This is a genomic window from Bradyrhizobium sp. NBAIM01 (assembly GCF_020194115.1).
Lineage (GTDB): Bacteria > Pseudomonadota > Alphaproteobacteria > Rhizobiales > Xanthobacteraceae > Bradyrhizobium > Bradyrhizobium yuanmingense.
The window spans coordinates 1,287,908-1,309,673 of record NZ_JADYVU010000001.1 but is presented as its reverse complement, the minus strand read 5'-3'; the positions used below and the strand labels follow the sequence as shown (position 1 = coordinate 1,309,673).

Here is a 21,766-nt window from a genome sequence, read left to right as displayed (position 1 = left end):
ACACGTCGCACTTTCTTTCTCGACGCGCCCAACAGGCGGTCGCCGTTGCTCTGTTTCTTCGTTCGCGGGAAGATCCGCGTGTACTCGATGATCGGTCAGCGCACATGAACGAGGGCCGCCACTGATCGTTACGGTTTGAAAGATCGCGAGGACAGAAACAGCGGCTTCGACAAACTTCCAAGGATTCATTGAGCAAGAAGCGAAGTGCGTCCCCGTGGGCATCCCCAGCGGCGTTCCGCCTTAAAGATCTAGTACGCAAGCCGAGAGCAGAACCGGCAGTAACGAGGGGGATTCCGATGCCGCCAGTGGCGGACGAAAGGCTTGCGGCGCTGGTGAGGCAGGGTGATGCCGCCCGGAGCTCAGCAATGGATGGTGCAGGTCGTCGACGCTCATCAAAGACGCTTGCGAGATGTTTAAAGGAAACGTTCTGCGGGTCCATCGACTGGCCGACCGATGTCCACGACGCGCGGCTGCATTCCGTTCTGGCTTACCATCCGCTGAGTCTGAAGAAGGTGCCGTCGCAGGTTCTCCGGGCTCGCGTACAGTCGTCTACAAGAGACGCCTTTCGGAGGGTTCCTGGCCCGGAGCTCGGATGGAGAACTCGCGTTCCCCAGCACCGCCCCGGCGGGCTGAACTGGATGCGCTTCGCGAGGTCAAGCGCGCCATCTACGAAAGGGCCCGTCGGGCCCGGTCTCGAGCTCAACCAGACGAAGATTACCAAGATTTGTTGAGCAAACGTCTGACGCTTCGGACTATGATGGCTCCTTCCGTGTCCCGCTCTCGGACTCCGAACGCTGGTTGCCGAAGCAGAATACCGAGACCTTGAGGCTCTACGGCGAGGAAGGCGTACCGCTGCTGGTGATCGAAGACGCGGCGTTCGGGCTTGTCCCTTCGCTGAACGACCAAAATCTGGCGAACCTAATCTACCAATTGGACCGCGACGTCCAACGCGCAGAAACCGAGACGGACGACCGGGCGCTAGACCAGACGTTGGGAAGCCTGAACGACGGCTGGGCCAACAGTCGTAAACGAGAACAGGCCGACGATCATCGTCCCCGCATGATCCACATGGCGCCGGCCACCGCGATCATCGCCGACGTCATCAGCGCTGGCGCCGATCATCGGCGGCACCATGATGAACAGCATGATGCCGCTGCCGCTGATGGACATGTCGATCATCATCGGCCCCTGCATGATCACCGGCAGCATCATCAGCAGCACCAGCACCACTTCAGCAGGATAGATTGGAGCGCTGGCGTCTACCAGCGGCTACTGGCGGTCACGGATCGCTTGCGATCAGCTCAAAACCTACTATCTCACTCACGGCGAAATCTTCGCGGCGTTAATGTTTAGCTTCGGGCCCCGCCGCCGACTTCCCCTGATCTAGCGTCGATTTACGAAATCGAGTCGTTCTTAAAGCCCGGAATCGAGTCGCTCTTATATCCCGAGCGAGTCGCTCTTAAAGTGGACCAACAGCGGCGAGGCGTTGTGGTGGGGCCGGCAGGAGCATCCACCATTCTCGCAAAAGCCTGAGCTTTCTAGGTGCGGCTGGTAGGGGCGGAACGAAATGTCCCACCCCCATTCCTCACACCTATCCTCAACACATACCTAATCGCAATAGCGAGGTTGGTTCAGTAGTCCCCATGCAGATGAGCCTACCGTACTACGAGCTATTACGCGCCTCGTAGTCAGGTCTGTAGTAGCTTCGGTGGCTTGCAGCGCTTTCGGGATTGTACGGCACTCTTGACCTAAACATGGGTCATTCTTCATCAAAGATTTTCAGCCGCAAGAACGCCCTCAGCTTTGCTTCGCCGCTAGTACCGGGTCTAAATCTTTCGATAGTAAAATAGTCGGATCCAACATCCACGCGTTTGAACAGTTCGAGAAATTTTTTGACCTCTACGAATTGTCCGGGACGGGCTACATAATTGTAGGCTTCGCCGAACACTCTCATAAGCGCCCGAAAACCCGTTAGCTTGGTTGAGCTTGATGCCTTTGCCGCTTGCATTCCAGGCTTCCTCCCATCGCTCTCGTATGGCCATGAAATACGACGATCGCGATAGCTCGTGTCAGCGCGAAGATCTCCTCAATTCGTTCATCTGCCCGCTACGGGTTACGACAATAGAGGGTGGCGGTAAGAGAGTTGAAGCGGCACCCTCTCATGATCTTTGGATCGTCGACGAGCGACTTACATTTGCGCAATACTTCAGCTCTGACACCGAATTTGCGGCGCTCTCATCCGCCACTGATAGCAAGGACCGGCCAGATGTTCTAATTTTTGACCACGTGCATGGGTTAAGGCAGACAAAGGAGCCGTCTAACCTTTTGGTTGAATTTAAGCGGCCAGGCCGTAGTTCGTATGGAGATGATGAAAATCCGCAGATGCAGGTGCAGCGGATGTGCAACACCTATTATCTGGAGTCCTCAGAGATGTGCGAGGGCGGCCCATTAAGCTTGGGGCCGATACTGTATTCTATTGCTTCATAGTCGCAGATATCATCGGTAAGCTAGATGAATGGACCTTCAGCTGGCAACGCACTGCTGATGGTCGGGGCCGCTTCATGCAGCCGCAATACGGCTTCAAAGGCTCCATCGAGGTCATAGGGTGGGATGCACTTTTGTCTGATGCGCGGGAAAGAAATCAGGCGTCCTTTGATAAGGCGGGAATTCGGGAAAAAGCTATTTTAGCGCAGATTAATTCGCGGTCGCAGGGCTTTTGCCATCAGAGCCGGATATGATCATAGTGAATCCGTGCTTTTCGATGCCTTCCAATAATCCAGCGTTGAGGCCGCGCAAATACTTGAGCGTATCAACGCCCTCGCGACCGTAGGCAAAAAATTCGGCCCAGATCAGACCCATGATCCCGGACTCGCTCCAGTTCTGGAATATTTTCGATTTCTCTTCATTCGTATGGGCCAGGCCGCCGTAAATTACAACGTCAGCAATAAAGCGGATGCTGACCGCCGTATCCCCAAAAATAACTGTGGCTGTGCTATCGAGGTGATCGTTGAGCTGTTTGCGCGCACCTTCGAAGCATTCTTGTGCGTTGCCGCCCTTTAACCACTCGCTTGCATAGATACGAGACAACGAACGAAGCGAGATACGGTCGTTATCTTGGGTGAACAGGCGAAAGGTCAGTACAAAAGCGTCTATCTCGTCCTGGTCAAACTCAGGGATCCATGAGTGGATGCGTGCCAGCATCGAAAAAGTCGCAATGCCCGTTTTCTCCATGGTCAGGTCGTCCATTTTCACGACGACGTTCGGCACTTCGTTCTCGTAGCGCCTCCAGAATCCGGTCGTCTCAAGCCGGTCGACCTTGCGATTGAACTCCCGCAGGACGTTCAGCTGCGCTTCGATTTCCGCGCGTTGTCCTTGCGGCAATCCGCTCAAAGGTACGCCGGTCACGGCTGCACCCTGAGATCGATCCAGAAGTGATGAAGCCTGATCGGTGAAATCGCGAAACCGCGGTCAAAGCTGTGGCCGAGCTGCGTGGTCGCTCCCGCCACCCACGCACCCGTAGGGGTCAGGTCGGGAAATGCCTGACGCTGGCACTCTGCATTAACTGCAGCGAGGATCGTTTCCGGCGTCATGCTCTGCATATAGCCGACCATGGCACCACTCTGCGCGCGCTTCGCATAGGCCCAGTCGGGATGCCTGAACCGGACAATCCCATGTTCAATGTAGTTGAAATTCAGAACCCAGTCCGCTCTAGGTGGCTCGCCCAGCCGCTTGCACTCGACAACGAACTGTTTACTGCTGCGGAGCGGATCAGATTCATAACGGTCCAGGTAGACCCACTGGAAATCCGGCCGCTTCTGCTCCCGACGTGCCCGCGAGTCGTCGTCCGGGTCCGGCTGGTTGCAGCATTCGGTGACCGGCGCGACTTCATCATCGGGATACAGTTCCCGGCTGGCTGCGAGCAGGCAAAAATAGAACAAGCGGTTCAGCTCGATTTCCGAGTCTGGGAAGGCAGCTCGCTCACGAAACAGGTCAAGCGCGCGCGTGATGACGGCGAGACACTTGGCCTCGCGGCTGCGCCATAGCCGGTCTGATGGTATGCGCGGAACGCCTGCACGCATCATGCGACATCCGCAGCCGTGGAGTTCATCAGGAACGTGCGCGCCGATTCGGCGTCTTCGCGCGCCGCCGTCCGGGTCCAAAAGCGACGCTCGTTGCGCTTGATGAACAGGATTTCCGTATCGCTTACATAGCGGAAGAAACTGTCCACGAAGATTTTGGATCGCTCGACCGGGCTAAGCGAAACCCGGTCCAGGGTCGCGAGAACATTACGCCATGCGTGCGCGTCGTCCCTGGCTAATGGCGATACGGCATCAGTCTTGTAATGGGCCGTAAAGGACACCGCTATGAGCGGTGCCCCGGAGGGGGGAGATAGGACACGCCAGTGGAATTCGGAATCGGATTCCAGTTCTGCATTCCAGATTTGCAGGAATAGGCGCAGGTAAGACGTCAAACCGTTGCCAGCTCTCTTAAGATTGGCAATGGTCCCGGCGTCCTCCTGCGGTCTGGCGACCGCTTGCAGGGCATCGCTGTTCTCCCTACGGTAAAATAGGTCGAGTCCCAGATCGCACATCTCTCGGATGAGGTCTCTTTCTCCGAGCGACAGCCCATAGAGGTCGAACACGGCTTCGTCGAGTTGTCGTTCCAGTTGCGGCAATTGATCGAGAGCCTGGACCGAACCGAGCGGAAAGTTCTCCTCGATATCAAGCGTTTGAAGTTGCGTAACGATGTTAACGATCCGCTCGCGCAGTTCTGCGCTTTCGGGAAATGAAATCGGCATGTCCTGGACATGTTCGAGATGCACTTCGTCGTGCCATAGGCCCCAGGAGCCGATGGTTGTGAAGTAATAGTAGCGTGCGAGCGATGACCAGAAGATCGCCGTGATGACGGCTTCCTGCCATTCTTCCAGCCCTTTGAACCGCACTCCGTGGATCGAGTTCTTGAAGCAATATTTTTTTGTCTCGAAACGCGATGTGATGAAGCCGCTGCCCTTGATACCGCGTCCGACAAGCAAGCGTCGTCCGCTATACACTTCACGCTGTCCGCGACGATAGACCTTGCCCGGGACTTCCCGCAGCGACCGAAGGGATTGCGGCCCGTACTTCACCAAGTCCTTCGCAGGCAGTTCCTTGTAGCCGGTCAGCCAGTCGCTGTCTGTGCCGGTGCTCAGGACCTCGAAGCCGCGTCCTGCCGTCAACGTGACTCCCGGAAGAGTATTGGGAAGCTCGGAAAGACGATGACCGGCATCGAGCCGTCTGATCAGGGCGTCATCACGATGACCGCCCCACCAGTAAATTTTCCAAAGCTTTTCATTTTCAAGGCAATCACGTTGCGAAAGCCAGTGCATATCGCCACGGCTGAGCACAACGGCTTTCGTATTGGCGACGACAGCCGTGCGCTTGGCAGACCAGTACGGGAAATGGACGTCGTCGCGTTTCAGATCAACGTCGGTCTTGTCGAAGACGACAGAGACGAAAGGCGAAATGCCCTGGGCTTCTCGTTGAGTTCCGGAGAAAAAGATATGCCGCACATGCGCAAAGTTCACAACGTGCTTGAGCTTTGCGGATTCTAGCCATACGCGGCGGAACGCGCGGCTGTTATCGTGGTGCTTGAAGAACACGCCGGACGATACAAGCAGCCCGGCCCTACCGCCCGACCGCAACAGGGCCAGTGTCAGATGGATGAAGGCCTGTGAAAGCTCCTTGTCGCCAAGCGGACGGCCATCCTTTGCCTGACACCAGTTCGTCGTTGCTGTCATGGCCTTGCGGCCTTCTGCGTCTTCCTTCTTGGGATAGCCCCACGGAGGGTTCCCGACCACGACCGTCGCCGACCCGCGCCCAAAACGCTTAGTCACCTCGGCAGGGTATTTGTCCGAAATCACGTCGAAAGAATTGGCATCGAGCAGGATGTCGAAGAACTGCGCGTCCGGGCTCTTCTTCTCGCGCTTCCTGCGTTCGTCTTCCGCGACCCACTTGAGGTACGGCAGCCTGCGTTCGGTGTTGATCTCGCGCGGCGACTGGTAGTGCAGGAACGCCAGATAGAGGCTGAACGCGGCAACGCGGACCGCTTCCTCGTTGATGTCCATGCCAACGATCTGTTCGCGCAAAATCTTGCGCAGCTGCGGGCGGCTCACACGCCGTCCGGCCTGTTCCGCGCACAGGTGGCGGACAATGCGCCTGAAAGATTCCACCAGAAAAATCCCCGATCCGCATGCCGGGTCCGCCACGCGTGGCTTTTGAGCAAGCACATCGGGAGTGAGCGTCTGCGCAAGGACAAATTCAACCAGCGCAGGAGGAGTATAGTGAGAGCCTTTGTTACGGTCTTTGCCTTCGCGCTCGTTGTAGAACTCTTCATAGATCGTGCTGATCAGCTCGATTGGTATGACATCGAATCGGTAGGCGAAGAAAAAGAGTTCCTGCTGGCCGGTCGTATTACCAAGCAGGAACCCTCGGAGCTGGTCCAGGTGGTCCTGCTGGATACGTTCGCGTTCTTCGTCGTCAATGGGGAACGTGTCCCCGTTGAAGTCGATCGCCATCTGGTCGAACAGAGCATATGCGAAATCTTTGTTCTGAAGCACGCGCAGAAAACGGTTATCCGCCAGACGAGGTTCGATGGCTGGAGCCACAGGAGCCTGTGCGAGCAGTTTGTTCCACTCTTTGCGGCGCGAGGCCACTCCCTCGAAATAGGCTGGTGTCAGTATTTCGCGGTCTTCGAGGTACCGGATGAAGATCGCTCGTCCGATCAACGAATGGAGGTCGCGCAGGGTTGGCTTCTTGAATCCCCGGCGCGTCGGAACGGCGGCCAGCTGCTGGCGCACCGTTTTGAGGTCGCGGATCAGGGCACGGTCGGACCTATTGAGAGAATTTGAGAACCGCTCTTCACCGAACAGCACACCGGTCTCGACACGCTCGCGGTGGTAGTCGAGGAGTTTGGATTGAACCTCGGCAATGGACCGGGCGACGGCAATCAGGCGGGATTGGTCGTTGATCGACTCCTCCGGCTTTGGCGGAGCCTTGGTAAGATCGAGGACGAGCAACTCTCCCGGACAAGCCAGAAAGAGCAGCTGCGGCCTGGACATGCACCAAACGCGTTCATAGAACGCCCGCAACGCCGCTTGCGTCGTATCCGCCGTGCTGGCGAAGACCACCACGGGTTCACGGTCTACGAAGAAGACTTTTTCCGCGCCAACCTGGGCAGCCAGTGTCTGCCAGTCGCCCTTATCGATCCACTCGTGCAATGCGGACCGTTGCGGCTCTGCTGTGGCAGGCAACAATGCGCCCTGGTTGAAGCCCAGGTGTTCGTAGGCAGCCTTGAGTAGGTCCGCTGGAGCATCTTTGTCGATTGCCGGAGCCATTCTCTAAGACCTGCAAACCGGACGCGCTCTTGGAAGGACTGGAGTGTTGCTCTGGGAAAGGCTCTCAGTCATTTCTAGCTTTCAATGCAGCGAAGGCTTCGTAGAGCAGCTGGTTCAGTTTTTTGTTGTGCTGGAGAGCGTAGGTTTGAATTCGCGCCGGAAGTCGACGGGAATCTTGAAATTGAGCGGCGTGGTGCCGGGTGCCGCAGCCTCGCTGCGTTTTGGATTGGGAGGGCGCGTATTCGATTGCTTTATACCGGCCTGGGCTTTCGCCATCTGAGGAATCCTTTCCGTAAATCGGCACGGCAGGCATGCTCGATTCACCGGGATAGAATAGGACGAAAGCACGAAAGCACGCAACCGGCTGCCGGGCGAACGACTTACTCACATCGAGGGGTGCAGCGAGGGCGATACTGCGCGTGGTCCAGCGGCAAGGCGCTGGCGGCATCCAACCGGCGGAGGGTTGGCCATGGGGGTCTCGGGGGAGCTGGGACGCTCCGGCCGAGTGGCGCTGGACCGGCCATAACGGTCCTCCATGGTCCGGTGCCGGTGGAGCGGGAAGGCTCCAAGCCTGGCGAGCGGGTTTATGAGGGGCGGCGGCGAGCCCTTCGTGTCGATGGGGGGGTGCAGGGAGAGCGAAATCTCCCGCGCGTGGTTCAGGGGCAAGACCCCTGACCATGGGGGTGCCGGGGGAGCAAGGAGGCTCCGCCCCAGCTGGTGATGAAACGGCCAAACGTTCCGTCATGACGCGACCAGCTCGATGCCGGTCGTCGCGTCATGCGCCGGGGGGATGCAACGGGGGCGCGCCAGCGGTCCCCTTTGCCAAGATGCGTGCTGTATTACAGCACACATCTTGCAGTTAAGCGCGAAGCGCGCCGTTGTGCTGTACGACACGATTCGCTGGACTTGGTATTAATGGTAGCGCTTGGGCGGCAACGATTGCTTCGTCGTGGACAGCCATCCGAATTCTGTCGTGGCTTTGCGACCTGGCTCCCAGACGACCCACATGTACTTGTGGATGTTCTGGCGCCAAGGTGCTGGTCCGAACGCGGCCGCATCCCAGCACGTGCACTCGTCGAGTGCGTAGATGCGTGCGGGTGCATGCTTGCGCCACCAATCGATACATATCGGATGGCACAAGCTTGCGAGGTTAAGCAGCATGACGACTTGCCCAGCACTCCCGCTAGTCAGGCGCAGCGCGTGTTCGACAAACTGGTCGGCCAAGCCCTTGCCATAAGGCGGGTTGGTGACAATGTGCCGGGCGCGCGGGCGGGCTTCCTTGAGGAAGTCGATGCCGCGCTCGCCGAAGCCGTAAGGATGCAGTGCTGACGACCGGATAGCCGCAGCGGCTCAGGTCGCGAGGCGCTTTCCAATGGTTCGATCGCGGCGCGTCCTCGGCATCCGCAGGCCATCAATGATGTTGGCGGGCGCGGTGCTCGTCATGGGTAACTAAGTGAAGGATATCGGCCACACACTTTGCCCGCTACGCGAGCCTGCGCATACACGGCGAAACGCGTCGATAGTCTTTCTGCGAGGGAAAGTCGCAGGAAAGCTGCGCCAGGTTCGACCGACGTTCGCGGGCCGACGTTACGCCGTTTTATTGCGTGCCTTTATGTACCCCTATCCCGCTCGCCTTTGGCCGCGCTCGGCGGCACCAGTCACGCTGAAACCCTCTTTACGGCCCTAGCCTGCGGACTGACCCGGCAATCTGCCATTGACTAAGATAGGAGTGCAATTCAGATCCTTTATCCTTTGCGAACTTAACGGAGGCAAGAGATCTCATGCGCTACCTTATCGGAGTGCTCGCACTTCCCATCCTTGCCGGCTCAGGATCGCGTTCAACCGCTGATTCGCTGCCTTACTCGCACAGGCCAGCGGTTCGCCAGGACGTCTATTGTATGCAGGGACGCAGTTGGGGATATCCGGGCAATTGCCAGTTCTCGACCTATGGCCTGTGCATGGCTACTGCATCAGGTACATCCGCCTACTGCGGCATCAATCCGACGTACGCCTTCGAGCGGCAAGGAAGACGATCGCCCTGATGTGAATCAGAATTGCTGGTACACCAAGCCACGGTTTGCGCTTAAGATTTGCTCGTGCAGCCCTAGGTGCCTTTGTTCCCCTCACATGTTTTGTGCTGGATCGCCTCCCCCCTAGGATATCCAAGGCGCTGTGCTTCTCCGCCACACACAAAACAGGAGTACAACATCTGTTCGAAGGAGTGGCTGAGCGGAAATTCATCAAGACGGCGCCCCAAGAAGCCGAAAATAATCAGGTGATCTGACTTAAGCACCAGGGGGCCGGCTGCGGCTGTCGATTTGGGCCGGCGGCCGCAAGCAGACGGCAACGGGCTGCCCTGTGCGCCGAGCCAGGGCGGCCCTACTGCTCTGATTGGCTTCCTGGGCAGGGATGCACTCGGACGCCAGGCGCCATTCCGAGCAGAAATACCGCGCCTGAACCTTTGCATTTGGTGCGATTCTGCTTCTTGCGGTGCTACATGGCAAATATTCCCTGGGGGAGAATGGCCATTGGTTAGATCGCTGTATTTCGCCGTCACGGCGGTGCTCTTTTGGGGCGCTCTCGGTTGGCTTTTTTACTCTCTCTGGAAGTTGCCGTTCTAGTCGTCGCGCGGGCTGGTCTCACGCAATTTCATTCTGAATCGGCACTCTTGCGATATTATCGCCTGTCTTCAGTCTTGCGCCGAGCCGAAACCGCTCGTCAGAAATTGCTCATGGGTCCATTGCTTCAGCGCATCATGGTTGAGCATCGAGTTGACCAACGCATTCCAATTCTCACCTGCCTCTCTCCATTTCGTTTTTCGATCCGGAAGGGTCCGTAGCAACCGAAATGCCCTGGTTGCGATCTTGCTTGCCTCTTTCTCTTCAGCAGCCTCGCGGATCACGTCTTTGAACAATTGCTCGGGAAAGATCCACCCGGCGGCGATGAAGCGGTCTGCAAACATGTATTCGAAAGAGGCGCGAAACACGACGGCGGCTAACGCATCCTCGTGTTCCGTGCCTGCGCTACGCAGGTCGAACCATTGCAGCAGTCTTTGAACGGCTGCAGCAGGCGAGCACTGGCAGTCCCCGAGCGTCAGGGATACGAACATATACCCGATGTCCGATTGAAGTTCGTCGTCCAGGGACACGTACCAATGTTTGATTGCTTCAGTTGGCGTCATGGGAAGATTGCTATGAAAACGCGAGAATATAGGAGCCCGCCGATCGTGAGCGCTTGTTCAAGCGTAGCCGTAACTCTCAGTGCGTCCGGCTTTGCGCCGAGGCCAAGTTGTTCACGCTGCTTCTCTGCAGCAAGACAAGACGATGATGATGATGCTTCTCGGCAGGTCGATCGCACCTCGCTGTTGCTGCAAAACGGCGGATTCGTAAACAAAGGGGAAGCAACGATGTCCGATAGTCCTTCCTGCACATGAAGGTATCTCCGGCACTTCTCCTCAACATGGGACGGCAAATCATTTCGCCAGCGAATCGGGCCTGCGTCAACTGACCGGAACACCGTCGCCCTGTTCCAACTCGATCAGCGTGTCAACAACATCATTTGTGGTTCGGCAATGCCGAGTGCATGCCGTTGAAACACGAAGGCCGTCTAGACGAACATTAATGCCGATGATCTGCCATGTGAATCCCTTGAGCCCCGGCTCGCGACAGGGCTCTTCCGGAGCCGTCTTGTCAAATTCTGGCAGCTCTGCCAGAGCGAGTGCCACGATCAAACGTTGCACGAAGCGTGAAACTACCACACACGCGTGAACGTATCGGCACCCTTCATCTTGCTAGGCTTGCCGTTCTTATCAACATAGAACAGCGTCCAAGACGTTGGCATGGTCGACCCGTTAAGTTTACCAATCCACCGTGTAAAGGAATTGCACTGGGCAAAGGTAACAACAAAATACAGTCCGGTTGGACTAATGGCTCCGGATGCGGGATACGGAATGCCCTGGCACGCAAATCCTTGGGCATGGTTTGTGAAGGTCGCTTGGATTGCCCCACTGTTGGCGGACCAAACAAACAGTTCTGACCCTCGTTCATTCTTCCAGTAAGAGGGCGCGGGAAGTCCCTGCGCCATCGCCTCGGCGGAAAGAAAGAACGAATGGGCGAGAAGCAAGAATCCCAAAAGTCTCGTCATATCGAAGCTCCAACTAGAGATCGGCAAAAAGTAAGAACTCACATCACAAGTTTGGTACAACTTAACTTCCCGTTCGCTGCTCTTATCTAGCGTTCGCCAATGGAATGCGGCTCATATGTCGAATTTGCGCTGGATCTCGGCGTACGCGGATTCCCTCGAAATCCGGTTGATGCGCGATTTAGCAATTCAGTCTCATGGGTCGATAGCTCAAGGCCAACAGTGACGTGACCATGCTAAGGTGCGACGTTAGGTAGGGCCGGAGACGAAAAGGATGTCTGGTGCAGGTGAACGAGACCGACGGATCGGCCAGGTTTCCCTACGCAGCACTCTCCGGGACGTGTCCCCGGCGTCGTGAATGGCCAATTTGAGCCGGGCCAAAATTGCTAAAAGCCGAAGTTAAGTTGTCCCGGAAGGGACCGGAAATGGGAGCAAACATTCTCCAACTTGCCAAAACGTCAACGCAAATAGGCGCTGACGTAAACAGACTTCGGCCGGCCGCCTTGGCTTGCCATGACCACCTCCCTTTCTGCTTGGGCGGGTTACAGCCCACCGGCTCGGGCCCGCGTAACGCCGAGTCCCGGCGCAGGGAGCCCGGCCGTTAGGCCGGGCTGCAGAGGGGGGCCGCTGACGATACCAGCTATTTTATCCCGATTCGCGTTTGCGCACCTGACAAGCCCGAAGTGTTTCGGACCGCAATTGCTACTGGGCCAAAGAGCCAGGTGAGGGACCGTCGAGAAGTGGCGTGTCGAGGCTTTCTATTTCAGGCATGGCCTTGCCCGCGATGCCTTGCAGATCTCCATACATTCCAATCGTGGACTCAATGACGCTCGTCAATTGACTTTCGCGCTTGGCCCATACCCGCGTCATGAACTTCCGCTCTTTATCCAGATCTTCACGCATATCGTTAAAGCGCTCAACAATCGCCTCGAGGCGCTGCCGGAATCGTTTTCCGGTGAGATATCGATAAACCTCCTCAGCTTTGCTGAGTTGCCCCTGCTGCATCGTCCGAGCACCGTTGACCGCTACAAGAGACTGCCGCAAGGCTATGGCGACCGGGATGGCGCAGCGCGGATGGGCGACCCAAATTCCGTCCACAAGGTCGAAGTTTTCGATGTCTTTGGGAAGGGCGTTCGAGATCACCAACGCAATATCGGCTCCGCAGCGTCTCTGATCATCCCGCAACTTGGGAAGCCATCCATCCGACCAGTTCTTGGTCCGTTTTGACTCCCACAAGATCACCCCCGCAGGAACCCCGATCGCCCCGTTGACACGCTGAACAAGATCGGCGCCGAGCTCGCCCTTCGCGACTGGCTCAATCACATCCATCGGAAACCGTGCCTTGAGCACTTCTTCTAGTTCAAGTTCCAGGACCTCGCCTTGAGCTTGTTGTGAGGTCTGCTCCGCCTTTCGCTTCAACTCCTCGATTGTGCGGGTCATACCGGCGATCTGCTGGTCCTTTTCCGAGACCTTGAGCTTCAGCTCGTCCTCGGCTTCCTGCTTAGCCTTCGTCCTGACACTGGCAAGTTCCTCCTGAACCTTTTTTTGAATTGTGAGATCCAGCTCCCTGTGGGCGTCCTCGAGCTCCCGCTGTTTGCGCAGCAGGTCTGCCTGGTCCTTCTGGGCGGCGGCAAGTTTCTCGTTATTCTTTGCCAGTAGCTCCCGAAGCTCCGACGTTTCTCTGTCTTTATTCTCAAGCTCAACGGCTGTTGCATCGCGGGCCTTCTTGGCTTCGCTTGCGATGATTTGCGAGCGCTCGTCTTTTAACTTGGCCGCGACCAGCTCGTCGATTTTCTCCCGTGCTTTTGCTACCTGGTCCTGCTGTACGCGAAGTTCTTCGGATCTCCTCGCGAACTCTGTTTCCTTGGCAGCAAGCTGATGCTGGAATTGCTTCTGGGCCTGCGCAAGTAGCGGAGCCGCAAGCGACTCAGTGAGCTTTATCTCGCTGCTGCACTTCGGGCAGGTGATGGTTGGCTCGATCATATTGTGTCTCTGTCCTTCCGTACTGCTCCTCTATCTGACTCGCTTGAACTGGTAACCGGCATCCTTGACAAATTTGTTCAGGTAGCTCCCGACCGAGGATGCACTTTGAAGGCGGTCAAACAGGGACTTAGGGACCGCAAAGTAGTGGTACTCACTGCCATTGAGGAATTGCACGCCGAGAGCCCCTACCGAATCATCGTAGCCGACCGCGGCCACGGTGCTGGACCTTACTTCCACGTAATCCATCATTTCTCGAAAATCTCCTATGTCAGCGCCAGGATCGCTGCACAAAGCCGGTCGAGCGTGGGAAGCTTTGCGCCTTTGCTTCTCAAGATCGCCAGATGGTCGCCGATATGGACCGTATTCTTGGTGAAGCTGCCCGACGGATTGCCCAACCCCTTGGTCGCCGCCGAATAGGAGCTCTCCCACAGCGTTGCGCCAGCCTCTTGCTTGAGAATACAGCCGAGATTTTCCGGCCACACAGCATAGCTGCTGGTCCACAGCGGCTTGTCTGGAAAAGGCGTGTTTACATCACCGTCTAACAGGGTGAGAATTTTCAAATTGTCCAGTTTATGAAGGTTTCGTCGGCCCGGGTCCTGCACATTGCCGTCGGCATCAAAGACGACGAACGTCGGAATCCCAAGTTCCTTTGCTATCAGAAGCGGCTCTATGAGCGAGCTCTTTCCGTTCGCGGCGACGATGTTGCATCCAGACTTGCGATAATCATCCCACAGATTCGAATATGCCAGCCACGCCGTGATGTAAGCCGTATCTTCCAGCCCCTCCACGAGCACCAGCTTCTGCGTAAAAAACATCTCGTTTATGTGGGGTTGCAGGGCTTGGTGGAGCTGGGCGCGCTCGGCTTCAATGGGCGCTACCTTGTCTCCGGAGATTTCGGATAATCTATGGGCAACCCTTTCGCAGGTGGTCCAACGTATGCCGGATTCCTTTTTTGTCTCGTCCCTGCGAACCAGGCGTACATATTCGAAGTGCCGCCCCGACACGAAATGCGGGCTGTGGGTCGAAACCAGGATCTGTGCGTTTTTCTGGCTCAGCTTCTTAAAGACAGAGGCCAGATGGCGTGCCTGGGGCGGATGCTGATAAAGCTCCGGTTCTTCACACCCAAGGATCAACCGAGGCTGGGCTGTTTCGTTCGTTGCGGCAAGCTCCTGAAGGAGAGCCAGGAGATAGGACCGCTGAAGGCCGTGCCCAAATCTTGCAAGATCGCCGGAAAATGTTCCCTCGCTGGCGAAGAGCCGCGCAATGGGGTCGGCTATTTGTACAGATTTGATCGGATCCTCGGTCCATTCCAGCCTCGCAACCGCCTCTGGATGTGCCCATTCACCGAGCTTGGCTGTCAACGCCTGCGAGAGATGGTCGAGCGCAGTTTGCTGCTTTTGGATTATTGTCTTGTAAGATTCGAGTGTAGAATCCCTCAGCGAGGCTATCTCTCCGTCAAAATTGACCTTTGAGCGCACTGTCCGGGCGAGGAGTTTGCCAAGGGCAGTGTTGCGGCCTTCAACGTTTTCCTTTGTCGCGTCTTTAACGGCAGGAACGTAAACCCACTGAATATAGCGCGATAGACGATCGCCTCCCTTGCTGAAGCCGTAGAACTGATCTTCGCTGTCGATCAGAACACACCGCTCAGGATGATCTTCTTCATAGGATCGAAGCGCTTGTCGATTTGCTTCTTTGCTGCCTTTCTTGGGCAGGCCAAATTCAGGGTGCGCCTCTCGAACCGCCTCATAGATTCCTGCCAATTCCCCCGCCGGCGCCCCATCGTTGTACCTGCGGAAAAATTCGCTGAACTCTTTCATTGCGCTTCTTTTCGCAAACTGGCGGACTTGCGCCTTGCGAGTGGCTTCACTGAACTCGGCCAGCGCGGACACGACCAAGATGCCTGACCGATAATATTCGGAGAAATCCGCCTGAGCCTCCGGTTCGAGATCGTGGAACGTCAACGTAATCTCGACCGGCTCTTTGACGTTGCCGTTGTGAAAATCCTCGATATCCAGCTCGATGAGGTTGGTCGGAGCTTCCTCTGTCTGACGAAAGAAGATATTCAGCGCGCACAGAACGGTGGACTTTCCGGCACCGTTAGGGCCAACGAAAGCAGTATAATCATCCAGATCAACCACCATGTTCTTGAAAGAACGAAAATTCTTGATAGCGATAGACTTTATTTTCAAGAGTCGATCCCCAGGTATCGGACAATCTAAAGTAGTGGAAGCTTTATCGAACTTTGCTTGTTGCAGGCAACACCCAGGCGGAGTGCGGCCGCCGCAAGCGACAGCAATCGCTGCATCACTCGACAATGCTTGCGCGTTCGTTCTCCCGTTCTTCGTCTATAGCAGCATGGGTTTGGCACGAGCTCCGTGAAATTACTGCTCAGCGGCGCATCATTTTCACCAAATTGCGGTCGGGCACGCTTAACCGAAACACGTAGATCGAGGTCGGCGCAGCTTTCCCGCGTTCCTGGGGTGAGAGGACCGTTTCTGTCTTAATTCGCTACAGTTGAAAGTTGGCGAACTCGCCGTGGACTAGCTCCTAGGCGAAAGCGAACACGGAAAGAAGGGCCCTTGCTAGAGCTATGCGGGAAAGTGGGGATGACGGGCTGAGAGAGGCGGCGTATCAGGCGGGGGTCGAACCTGCCAGAACCTCTCAAGGAGCGACGCCATGAATGAGATTACCAACATCCCAGCCGTCTGCGGTTGACGGTCACTGACCGAAATTCTGCGGAGCTCGTGAGTTGCTCGCGGCCGGTCAAGATCGAACTGCAGGCTCGTAGGATTGGCCAAGGGGATCGGCGCGATGGCGGTCGCCCCGAGGTCAAAGACCGTGGTGCGGCCGGAGCTGATCGGATGTGCTTCACCTCGGCTGATCCTGCCGCTGTGGGCGCGCCGGACGAAGAGTCTGAGTGCGCTGCTGCCGGTCCTCTGTCTGCGCGGCATCTGGACCGGCGATTTCCAGGAAGCGCTCTCGGCGCGGCTCGGCAAGGATGCGCCCTCGGTGATCTCACGCCTGAAGGCGCAATGGCAGGGCGAGTATGAGCGCTGACAGACGCGCGATTTGTCTGCGCGGATGTCTACGTCTGGGCTGACGACGTTTTCCTGTAGGCCGGATGGGGGACCACAGCGAATGCATGCTGGCTTTGATCGGCGCGACGCCGGACGGCAAGAAGGAGCTGATCGGCTTTGAGGCTCGGCGTGGGCGCGAGCGACCAGAGCTGGCGCGAGCTCTGATCTACATTCGCCGGCAAGGGCTGCAGGTCGCGCCTGAACTGGCGGTCGGCGAATGGCGCACCCGGCTTCCGCAGGGCGATGAACGACGTTTTCCCCGGCACGCGGCGGCAGCGATGCTGACAGGACAAGGCCATCAATGTGCTGAACAAGGTTCCGAACTCAGTGCAGAGCGGCACGCGTCGTATCTCGGATGTTCGAAGGGGTGCTAATCGGATCTGGCACATCGAGTGTGGCACTGCCCGCGCTGGCGGCGCTCACCGCCCACGTCAACCTACACACGGCTTGACCTCCAGATGTCGCTTGCCGCACCAGACTATTGGATCTGAATCTGCGGTAGCTACATGGCATCGCTAACACTGTCTCGCGCAAGATCGAAAAAGCGTGGAGCGCTGCCGCGTCGCCATTCGGCTTCGAAATTCGTACGTGGGTCGCCAATTTTCGCAGTTTTCCTGCGGATTTCCGGCTGTTTTCTGAGGATCTATCGCCATCCCGCCGTGATAGATCTAACTATGGAACGCTAGGCACGTAAACGTCTGTTCGTCTTCGCGCAAAGTGGCACATTGCGTAAATGAGAAAGAAATGCGGATCGGTCAGGCTCATGTCCCATGGCAGAGTTGTTAGGCGTTCAGGCCTGTGGGGCAATCAGACCAGAGGGTTGTCGAGGAGCCTGCGGCGGTGCCTGTCTAGGGCACCCTTATCAGCCGCGGAGTACACTTGGGGTCCTCGCGCAATGTTGTTTAGGCAACGTACGGTGGGCAGTGCCTCGCCGATAGGATGTAAGCGCAGTGCGAACGGGTGGTGGTGTTGAAGGCAGCGATTGCACGAATTCAAAGGGATTAATGGTGACTCCCTTGCGGCAATGAACTCCGCGCTCCGAAGCAGGACGTGGCGTCTTAGGGTGCCGAGTAATCTAAGACAGGAGAAAGACGATGACTGAAGCGCTCCATTTCAAGAGCGAGGAGATGGCTTTTTCGCCAATGCATGGCGATGCTAGCGGCAAGGCAGCCTGCTGTGAATTGATCGGTCCAAAAATTAGCAAGACGATCGATGCGGGGATCGCTATCTACGACGACTGTTCGATCGAACGCACAGTAAATTACGACGAGGCTGCCGTTGTACTTAGTGGGACGTATCGAATACTTTGGGGTAAAGATTACAGCCGCACCATTGAAGCGAAATTTGGTGATGTGATTTGGCTTACCAAGGGCACTCGGCTGAAGTACCAGGGCGACAAGGCAAAGGTGTTCTACGCGCGTTACCCGGTTGATTGGAGCTCGCGCAGCGAGTCCATGGAGGACGTGAAACCGCTGACCGAGATCTATCATTTCCGAAGCACGGACATGATCTATTCGCAAATCCAAATCCATGCGGGTGGATTTGCTTCTACCTGCAGCCTAGTCACGCCAGAAATTAGTAAGACCATTGCTGCCACGATAGCTACGTACAACGACAGCTCTGCCGATTGGACGACTGAATATGACCAAGTCTCCATTTGCCTGGGTGGGGTCCTACGCATCCGCACAGGCGAGAACTACAGCCGTACAATCAACGCGAAGTTCGGCGACGTAGTGTGGCTTCCTAAGGGCACTCCGCTCAAGTACGAAGGCGACAAAGGAATCATGTTCTTCGTTCCATATCCGGTGGATTGGCGCTTGCGCAGCCAGCCACACCGGCCGAAGCCGTGGCCTGCATCGGTCCGCTAAAGTGCTTTCGGACTGCATAAGCGTTTGTTGCTGTCGCGAAAGTCCCTGAATGGATGGCGCGAGTTACGGGCGTGCGTTGGCGCGATGTCCGCCATATTGATGCTCATGGTGCTTTCGTGGCGGGCTGCGCGGGCGTCGTAGCTGTGGCGGCCAGATTGTTCTATCCACGGCTTGCACCGGCCTGTCCAGGACTGGACGTGAGCCGCGCGCGTAAACAGGGAAGACGGGAGTAACAGTCATGTCGCAGCGACTTCAAATCGACACGGGGACTGACGAGCTTGCCGCGGAAATCCGCGACCATGTTGCGGTCCTTACACTCAATCGACCGGAGGTCCGGAACGCCTTATCCAGGCGTCTAAGCGCGGCATTGGGCAACGTGATTAAGCGCTGCGGCGAAGATTCGCAAGTCCGGTCGATCCTTATAACTGGCGCGGGAGCCGCCTTCTGCGCGGGGGGCGACGTAAATGGGATGAGCCAGAATTCGCCCGCGACAGCACCAACATTCGATCAGCGGGTTTCCGATTTGCGCTCCAACCAGCGCGCGGTGTGGGGCGCGCTGGTTGGTCTGAGGAAGCCAACTGTGGCGGCGATTCCGGGAGCGGCTGCGGGTGCGGGCCTCGCGCTCGCGCTAGCATGTGACATCCGTGTCGCCGCACAGTCAGCTATTCTGATCACGGCCTATTCGCGCGTCGGTCTGTCCGGCGATTGCGGCATCTCCTGGCTACTGACCCGCCTGGTTGGATTCTCCCGCGCGCGCGAACTGATGTTCTTGTCTGAGCGCGTTGATGCACGTCGGGCTGAATCGCTGGGCCTTATCAACCAAAGCCTTCCTGACGCGGATTTGCAGGAGAGGGCGTTTGCGCTCGCGACCAGCCTTGCGCGAGGGCCGACTTTTGCGTTCGGTTGCATGAAGAATAACCTCGATCACGCTGTGAATGCCGAATTCCTAGAGTCGATGGACTATGAGGCGGAAAATCTGATCCGGACCGAACTAAGTCTTGACCACAAAGAGGGCGTCAGCGCCTTCGGGGAAAAGCGTAATCCTGCTTTCCAGGGAAGTTAACGACCCGAACAACTGCGTTGCCTTGGCTAGCGGAGGGCCTGTGCAGCTCATGACCTGTTTCAAGGCGACAGGAATTCCGTGCGATTGCGATCCTGAATTTTCCAGGCTTAGATGGTGTGGCGCACGCAAATAGCATCCAGACCAGTGATTTGCCATGGAGCCCGGTCATCATGGTGCGGATTAGGTCGGTGTGAGGCGAAGAAGTTGAAAACCTGCGCTAGCCGCGGACGTTTTGCAGAAATTCATCCCGCGATCCCGAAATTAAGCTCTAAAAGCTACTGGAAGCTGCGTAATTTGGTCTTGGCCCGCCCTGTAGTGCCATCACCGTGAGTTTCAGCTGACCGAGGAGGGGGCACCAATGAAGCGCTCAAGTCCGTCTGGTTTCATTCGAAATCGCGCAGTTGATCTCACAAAAGCACCGAAGGCACCTGTCACGGGGCTCCGACGTTCAGGGGTCAATCGCCGAACTCTCTTGCAGTTTGCCGCTGCCGCGATGAGCATTCCGGCAATTGCGCGGTCAACCACAGCTTTCGCCAAGGATAAGCTTGCCGGCAGTGGAGAGGTCGTAGTGTTCTCCTACGGGGGGACCTATACGAGGGCGTTGCGCAAGGCCGTGTTCGAGCCATTCACGCAGGCAACAGGCATCTCTGTGCTTGACGTGGTGGCCGACTTTGCCGAACCGCAAGTCAGGGCAATGAGCGAAGCTGGTCGCGTCGACTGGGACATCGCCATGATCGATGCACAGAATTACCCGGCCATGGACCAGGCTGGCATGTTTCTGCCCATCGATTATGGTCTGTGGGACGATGAGGCGGTGAAAGGGACATCGCAAGATGCCCGAATCAAAGGCGCGGTGGTCGCATTCCGGTCTGTGACAATGGTGGCCTACGACCAGCGCGCATTTCCGAAGGGCGGACCAAAAAACTGGGAAGAGTTCTGGGACGTCAAAAATTTCCCAGGACCGCGCGGTCTTGGTCCCAACGCGAGGCATAATCTCGTGTTCGCGCTTCAAGCCGACGGCGTCTCAAAATCAGATCTTTGGCCGCTGATTGACGACAAGCTCGAGAGGGCCTTCAAGAAGCTTGACCAGATCAAGCTGCAAATACCGAAATGGTGGGTGGCCGGCGGGGAGCCTGTCAACCTGCTCATGAACCGTGAATACGCGGCAACGAGCTGCCCGGACGGTCGCGCCATCGGGGCAATTCGTCAAGGCTCTCCTCTGCGCATTGTATGGGACGGAGGGAACTTAAACTACATTTACTGGACTGTGCTCAAGGGCGGTCCCAACAGCTCGAACGCGCAAAAGTTTATAGCATTTGTAAATCGGGCGGAGATCGCTGCGGCTTATACAATGGGCGTCGGGTATCCCGGCCCGAATACGAACCAAATTAAACATTTGCCGCCTGATCTTGTCCCGAACCTCAGCATCTTCGACGACAATGCATCAAAGCTCGTGCTTCAGGATAACGCCTGGCTCGTCGCCAAACGTCCCGACGGAAAGACGAACATAGATTACATCCAGGAGCGGTGGCTAGCTTGGCGATCGTCCTAGTCGGGGCCAACTCAATGCCGGGCGTATGAGCAAACTTAGCAGCCGCTGAAGAAAAGGCAGGTTTAGATGCATCTCGCGTCCGGCGGCGTGCTTGCTGGCAGAGTTCTTCTTAGAGGCCTGTCAAATCGCCGAGTCCGCATCGTGACGAGTTCTCGGTTGCCGAAGGGTGTCCCTGTGCCTTCCACAGTGTGCTTTGCAACACAGCTCGAAGGATCGGCGGGCCGGACAAAGGCATTGCCAATTTCCGAATAATGAGCAGTTCAGGCACTCGCCAGTCTGGTCGAACTGGCCCCGCGGATGTGGCGACACGCTCAGTACCACGACCGACTGCGCTATGGCCCAATGTGGAGGCATCACGTACCGGTGGGCAAATCACTAAAGTGGTTCGGCCTGGTGCAATGTTAAATTCGGCCATGCCGACACGCAACTTTGAAGAATTCGGTTGGGCTAGACGTAATTTACCGGGGAGTGTCCTGGTTGACGCCAGCGATGTCTGCAACCAAAGATACGGAACGAAACTCAAATTGCGGTCGCTTAAGTTTCCGATTTTGCGCGCCAGGTACTCAACACAGTCCATTTTTGAGGCGAACTCCTGCGTCGACAGTAAAAACTAGCTCAATTCCATGCGGGCGCGCCCTAAACTTAGCGATTTCCTTCGTCGTCAAGCCAGTAGTTTTCAGTTGAAATAGTGCCCAGACAACAAGGTGGATC

At 56.8% G+C, this 21,766-nt stretch carries 16 protein-coding genes and 1 pseudogene; 6 read left to right on the top strand and 11 right to left on the bottom strand.

The genetic code is table 11. The annotated features are described in order from the left end of the window. Positions 1 to 978: 978 nt before the first annotated feature. From I6F31_RS05675 to I6F31_RS05650, 6 genes are all read right to left on the bottom strand, one after another. Positions 979 to 1,227 carry a hypothetical protein gene (locus tag I6F31_RS05675; protein ID WP_225185007.1) on the bottom strand — a complete coding sequence of 83 codons (249 nt, stop codon included), beginning with the start codon at positions 1,225 to 1,227 and terminating at the stop codon, positions 979 to 981. A 532-nt stretch (positions 1,228 to 1,759) separates the two neighbouring features. Next, positions 1,760 to 2,008, bottom strand: coding sequence for a hypothetical protein (locus I6F31_RS05670; RefSeq protein WP_225185006.1), 249 nt, complete (start codon positions 2,006 to 2,008; stop codon positions 1,760 to 1,762). Positions 2,009 to 2,694: 686 nt separating this feature from the next. After that, entirely contained in the window at positions 2,695 to 3,405 is a 711-nt protein-coding gene (locus I6F31_RS05665) for a hypothetical protein (protein ID WP_225185005.1), read from the bottom strand. Further along, positions 3,402 to 4,082, bottom strand: a complete 681-nt coding sequence (locus I6F31_RS05660; protein ID WP_225185004.1) for a hypothetical protein — start codon at positions 4,080 to 4,082, stop codon at positions 3,402 to 3,404. The genes I6F31_RS05665 and I6F31_RS05660 overlap by 4 nt, the downstream gene beginning before the upstream one ends. Then, the gene (locus I6F31_RS05655; protein WP_225185003.1) at positions 4,079 to 7,372 is read right to left on the bottom strand and encodes an N-6 DNA methylase; all 3,294 of its coding nucleotides are present in this window, start codon (positions 7,370 to 7,372) and stop codon (positions 4,079 to 4,081) included. The genes I6F31_RS05660 and I6F31_RS05655 overlap by 4 nt, the downstream gene beginning before the upstream one ends. A gap of 114 nt (positions 7,373 to 7,486) precedes the next feature. Continuing rightward, positions 7,487 to 7,648, bottom strand: coding sequence for a hypothetical protein (locus I6F31_RS05650; protein WP_225185002.1), 162 nt, complete (start codon positions 7,646 to 7,648; stop codon positions 7,487 to 7,489). A gap of 924 nt (positions 7,649 to 8,572) precedes the next feature. Between I6F31_RS05650 and I6F31_RS36465 the strand changes: the two genes are divergently transcribed. Both I6F31_RS36465 and I6F31_RS05645 read left to right on the top strand, forming a co-directional pair. Further along, on the top strand, positions 8,573 to 8,701 hold the full coding sequence (locus I6F31_RS36465) for a hypothetical protein (protein ID WP_276573189.1): 129 nt from the start codon (positions 8,573 to 8,575) through the stop codon (positions 8,699 to 8,701). Positions 8,702 to 9,153: 452 nt separating this feature from the next. After that, on the top strand, positions 9,154 to 9,414 hold the full coding sequence (locus I6F31_RS05645) for a DUF3551 domain-containing protein (protein ID WP_225185001.1): 261 nt from the start codon (positions 9,154 to 9,156) through the stop codon (positions 9,412 to 9,414). Positions 9,415 to 10,061: 647 nt separating this feature from the next. Here I6F31_RS05645 and I6F31_RS05640 read toward each other — a convergent pair. The 5 genes from I6F31_RS05640 to I6F31_RS05620 all read right to left on the bottom strand — a co-directional run bounded on the left by I6F31_RS05640 (position 10,062) and on the right by I6F31_RS05620 (position 15,684). Continuing rightward, positions 10,062 to 10,553: a hypothetical protein gene (locus I6F31_RS05640; protein ID WP_225185000.1), complete on the bottom strand. Its 492-nt coding sequence runs from the start codon at positions 10,551 to 10,553 to the stop codon at positions 10,062 to 10,064. A gap of 569 nt (positions 10,554 to 11,122) precedes the next feature. After that, positions 11,123 to 11,515: an avidin/streptavidin family protein gene (locus tag I6F31_RS05635; RefSeq protein WP_225184999.1), complete on the bottom strand. Its 393-nt coding sequence runs from the start codon at positions 11,513 to 11,515 to the stop codon at positions 11,123 to 11,125. A 699-nt stretch (positions 11,516 to 12,214) separates the two neighbouring features. Continuing rightward, entirely contained in the window at positions 12,215 to 13,495 is a 1,281-nt protein-coding gene (locus I6F31_RS05630; RefSeq protein WP_225184998.1) for a DUF2130 domain-containing protein, read from the bottom strand. Between the two features lie 30 nt (positions 13,496 to 13,525). Then, entirely contained in the window at positions 13,526 to 13,744 is a 219-nt protein-coding gene (locus tag I6F31_RS05625; RefSeq protein WP_225184997.1) for a KTSC domain-containing protein, read from the bottom strand. A gap of 14 nt (positions 13,745 to 13,758) precedes the next feature. Next, the gene (locus tag I6F31_RS05620) at positions 13,759 to 15,684 is read right to left on the bottom strand and encodes an AAA family ATPase (RefSeq protein WP_225184996.1); all 1,926 of its coding nucleotides are present in this window, start codon (positions 15,682 to 15,684) and stop codon (positions 13,759 to 13,761) included. A gap of 639 nt (positions 15,685 to 16,323) precedes the next feature. Here I6F31_RS05620 and I6F31_RS05615 point away from each other — a divergent pair. The 4 genes and pseudogenes from I6F31_RS05615 to I6F31_RS05600 form a co-directional block, all read left to right on the top strand. Continuing rightward, positions 16,324 to 16,935 (top strand): annotated as a pseudogene (locus tag I6F31_RS05615) (transposase); the annotation flags it as partial. Positions 16,936 to 17,666: 731 nt separating this feature from the next. Next, positions 17,667 to 18,440 (top strand): hypothetical protein, encoded by a 774-nt coding sequence (locus I6F31_RS05610; RefSeq protein WP_225184995.1) that lies wholly within the window; start codon positions 17,667 to 17,669, stop codon positions 18,438 to 18,440. A 238-nt stretch (positions 18,441 to 18,678) separates the two neighbouring features. Beyond that, complete coding sequence (locus I6F31_RS05605) at positions 18,679 to 19,503, top strand: enoyl-CoA hydratase-related protein (RefSeq protein ID WP_225184994.1); 825 nt, start codon at positions 18,679 to 18,681, stop codon at positions 19,501 to 19,503. A 358-nt stretch (positions 19,504 to 19,861) separates the two neighbouring features. Next, positions 19,862 to 21,055: an ABC transporter substrate-binding protein gene (locus I6F31_RS05600; RefSeq protein ID WP_225184993.1), complete on the top strand. Its 1,194-nt coding sequence runs from the start codon at positions 19,862 to 19,864 to the stop codon at positions 21,053 to 21,055. Positions 21,056 to 21,766: the final 711 nt, after the last annotated feature.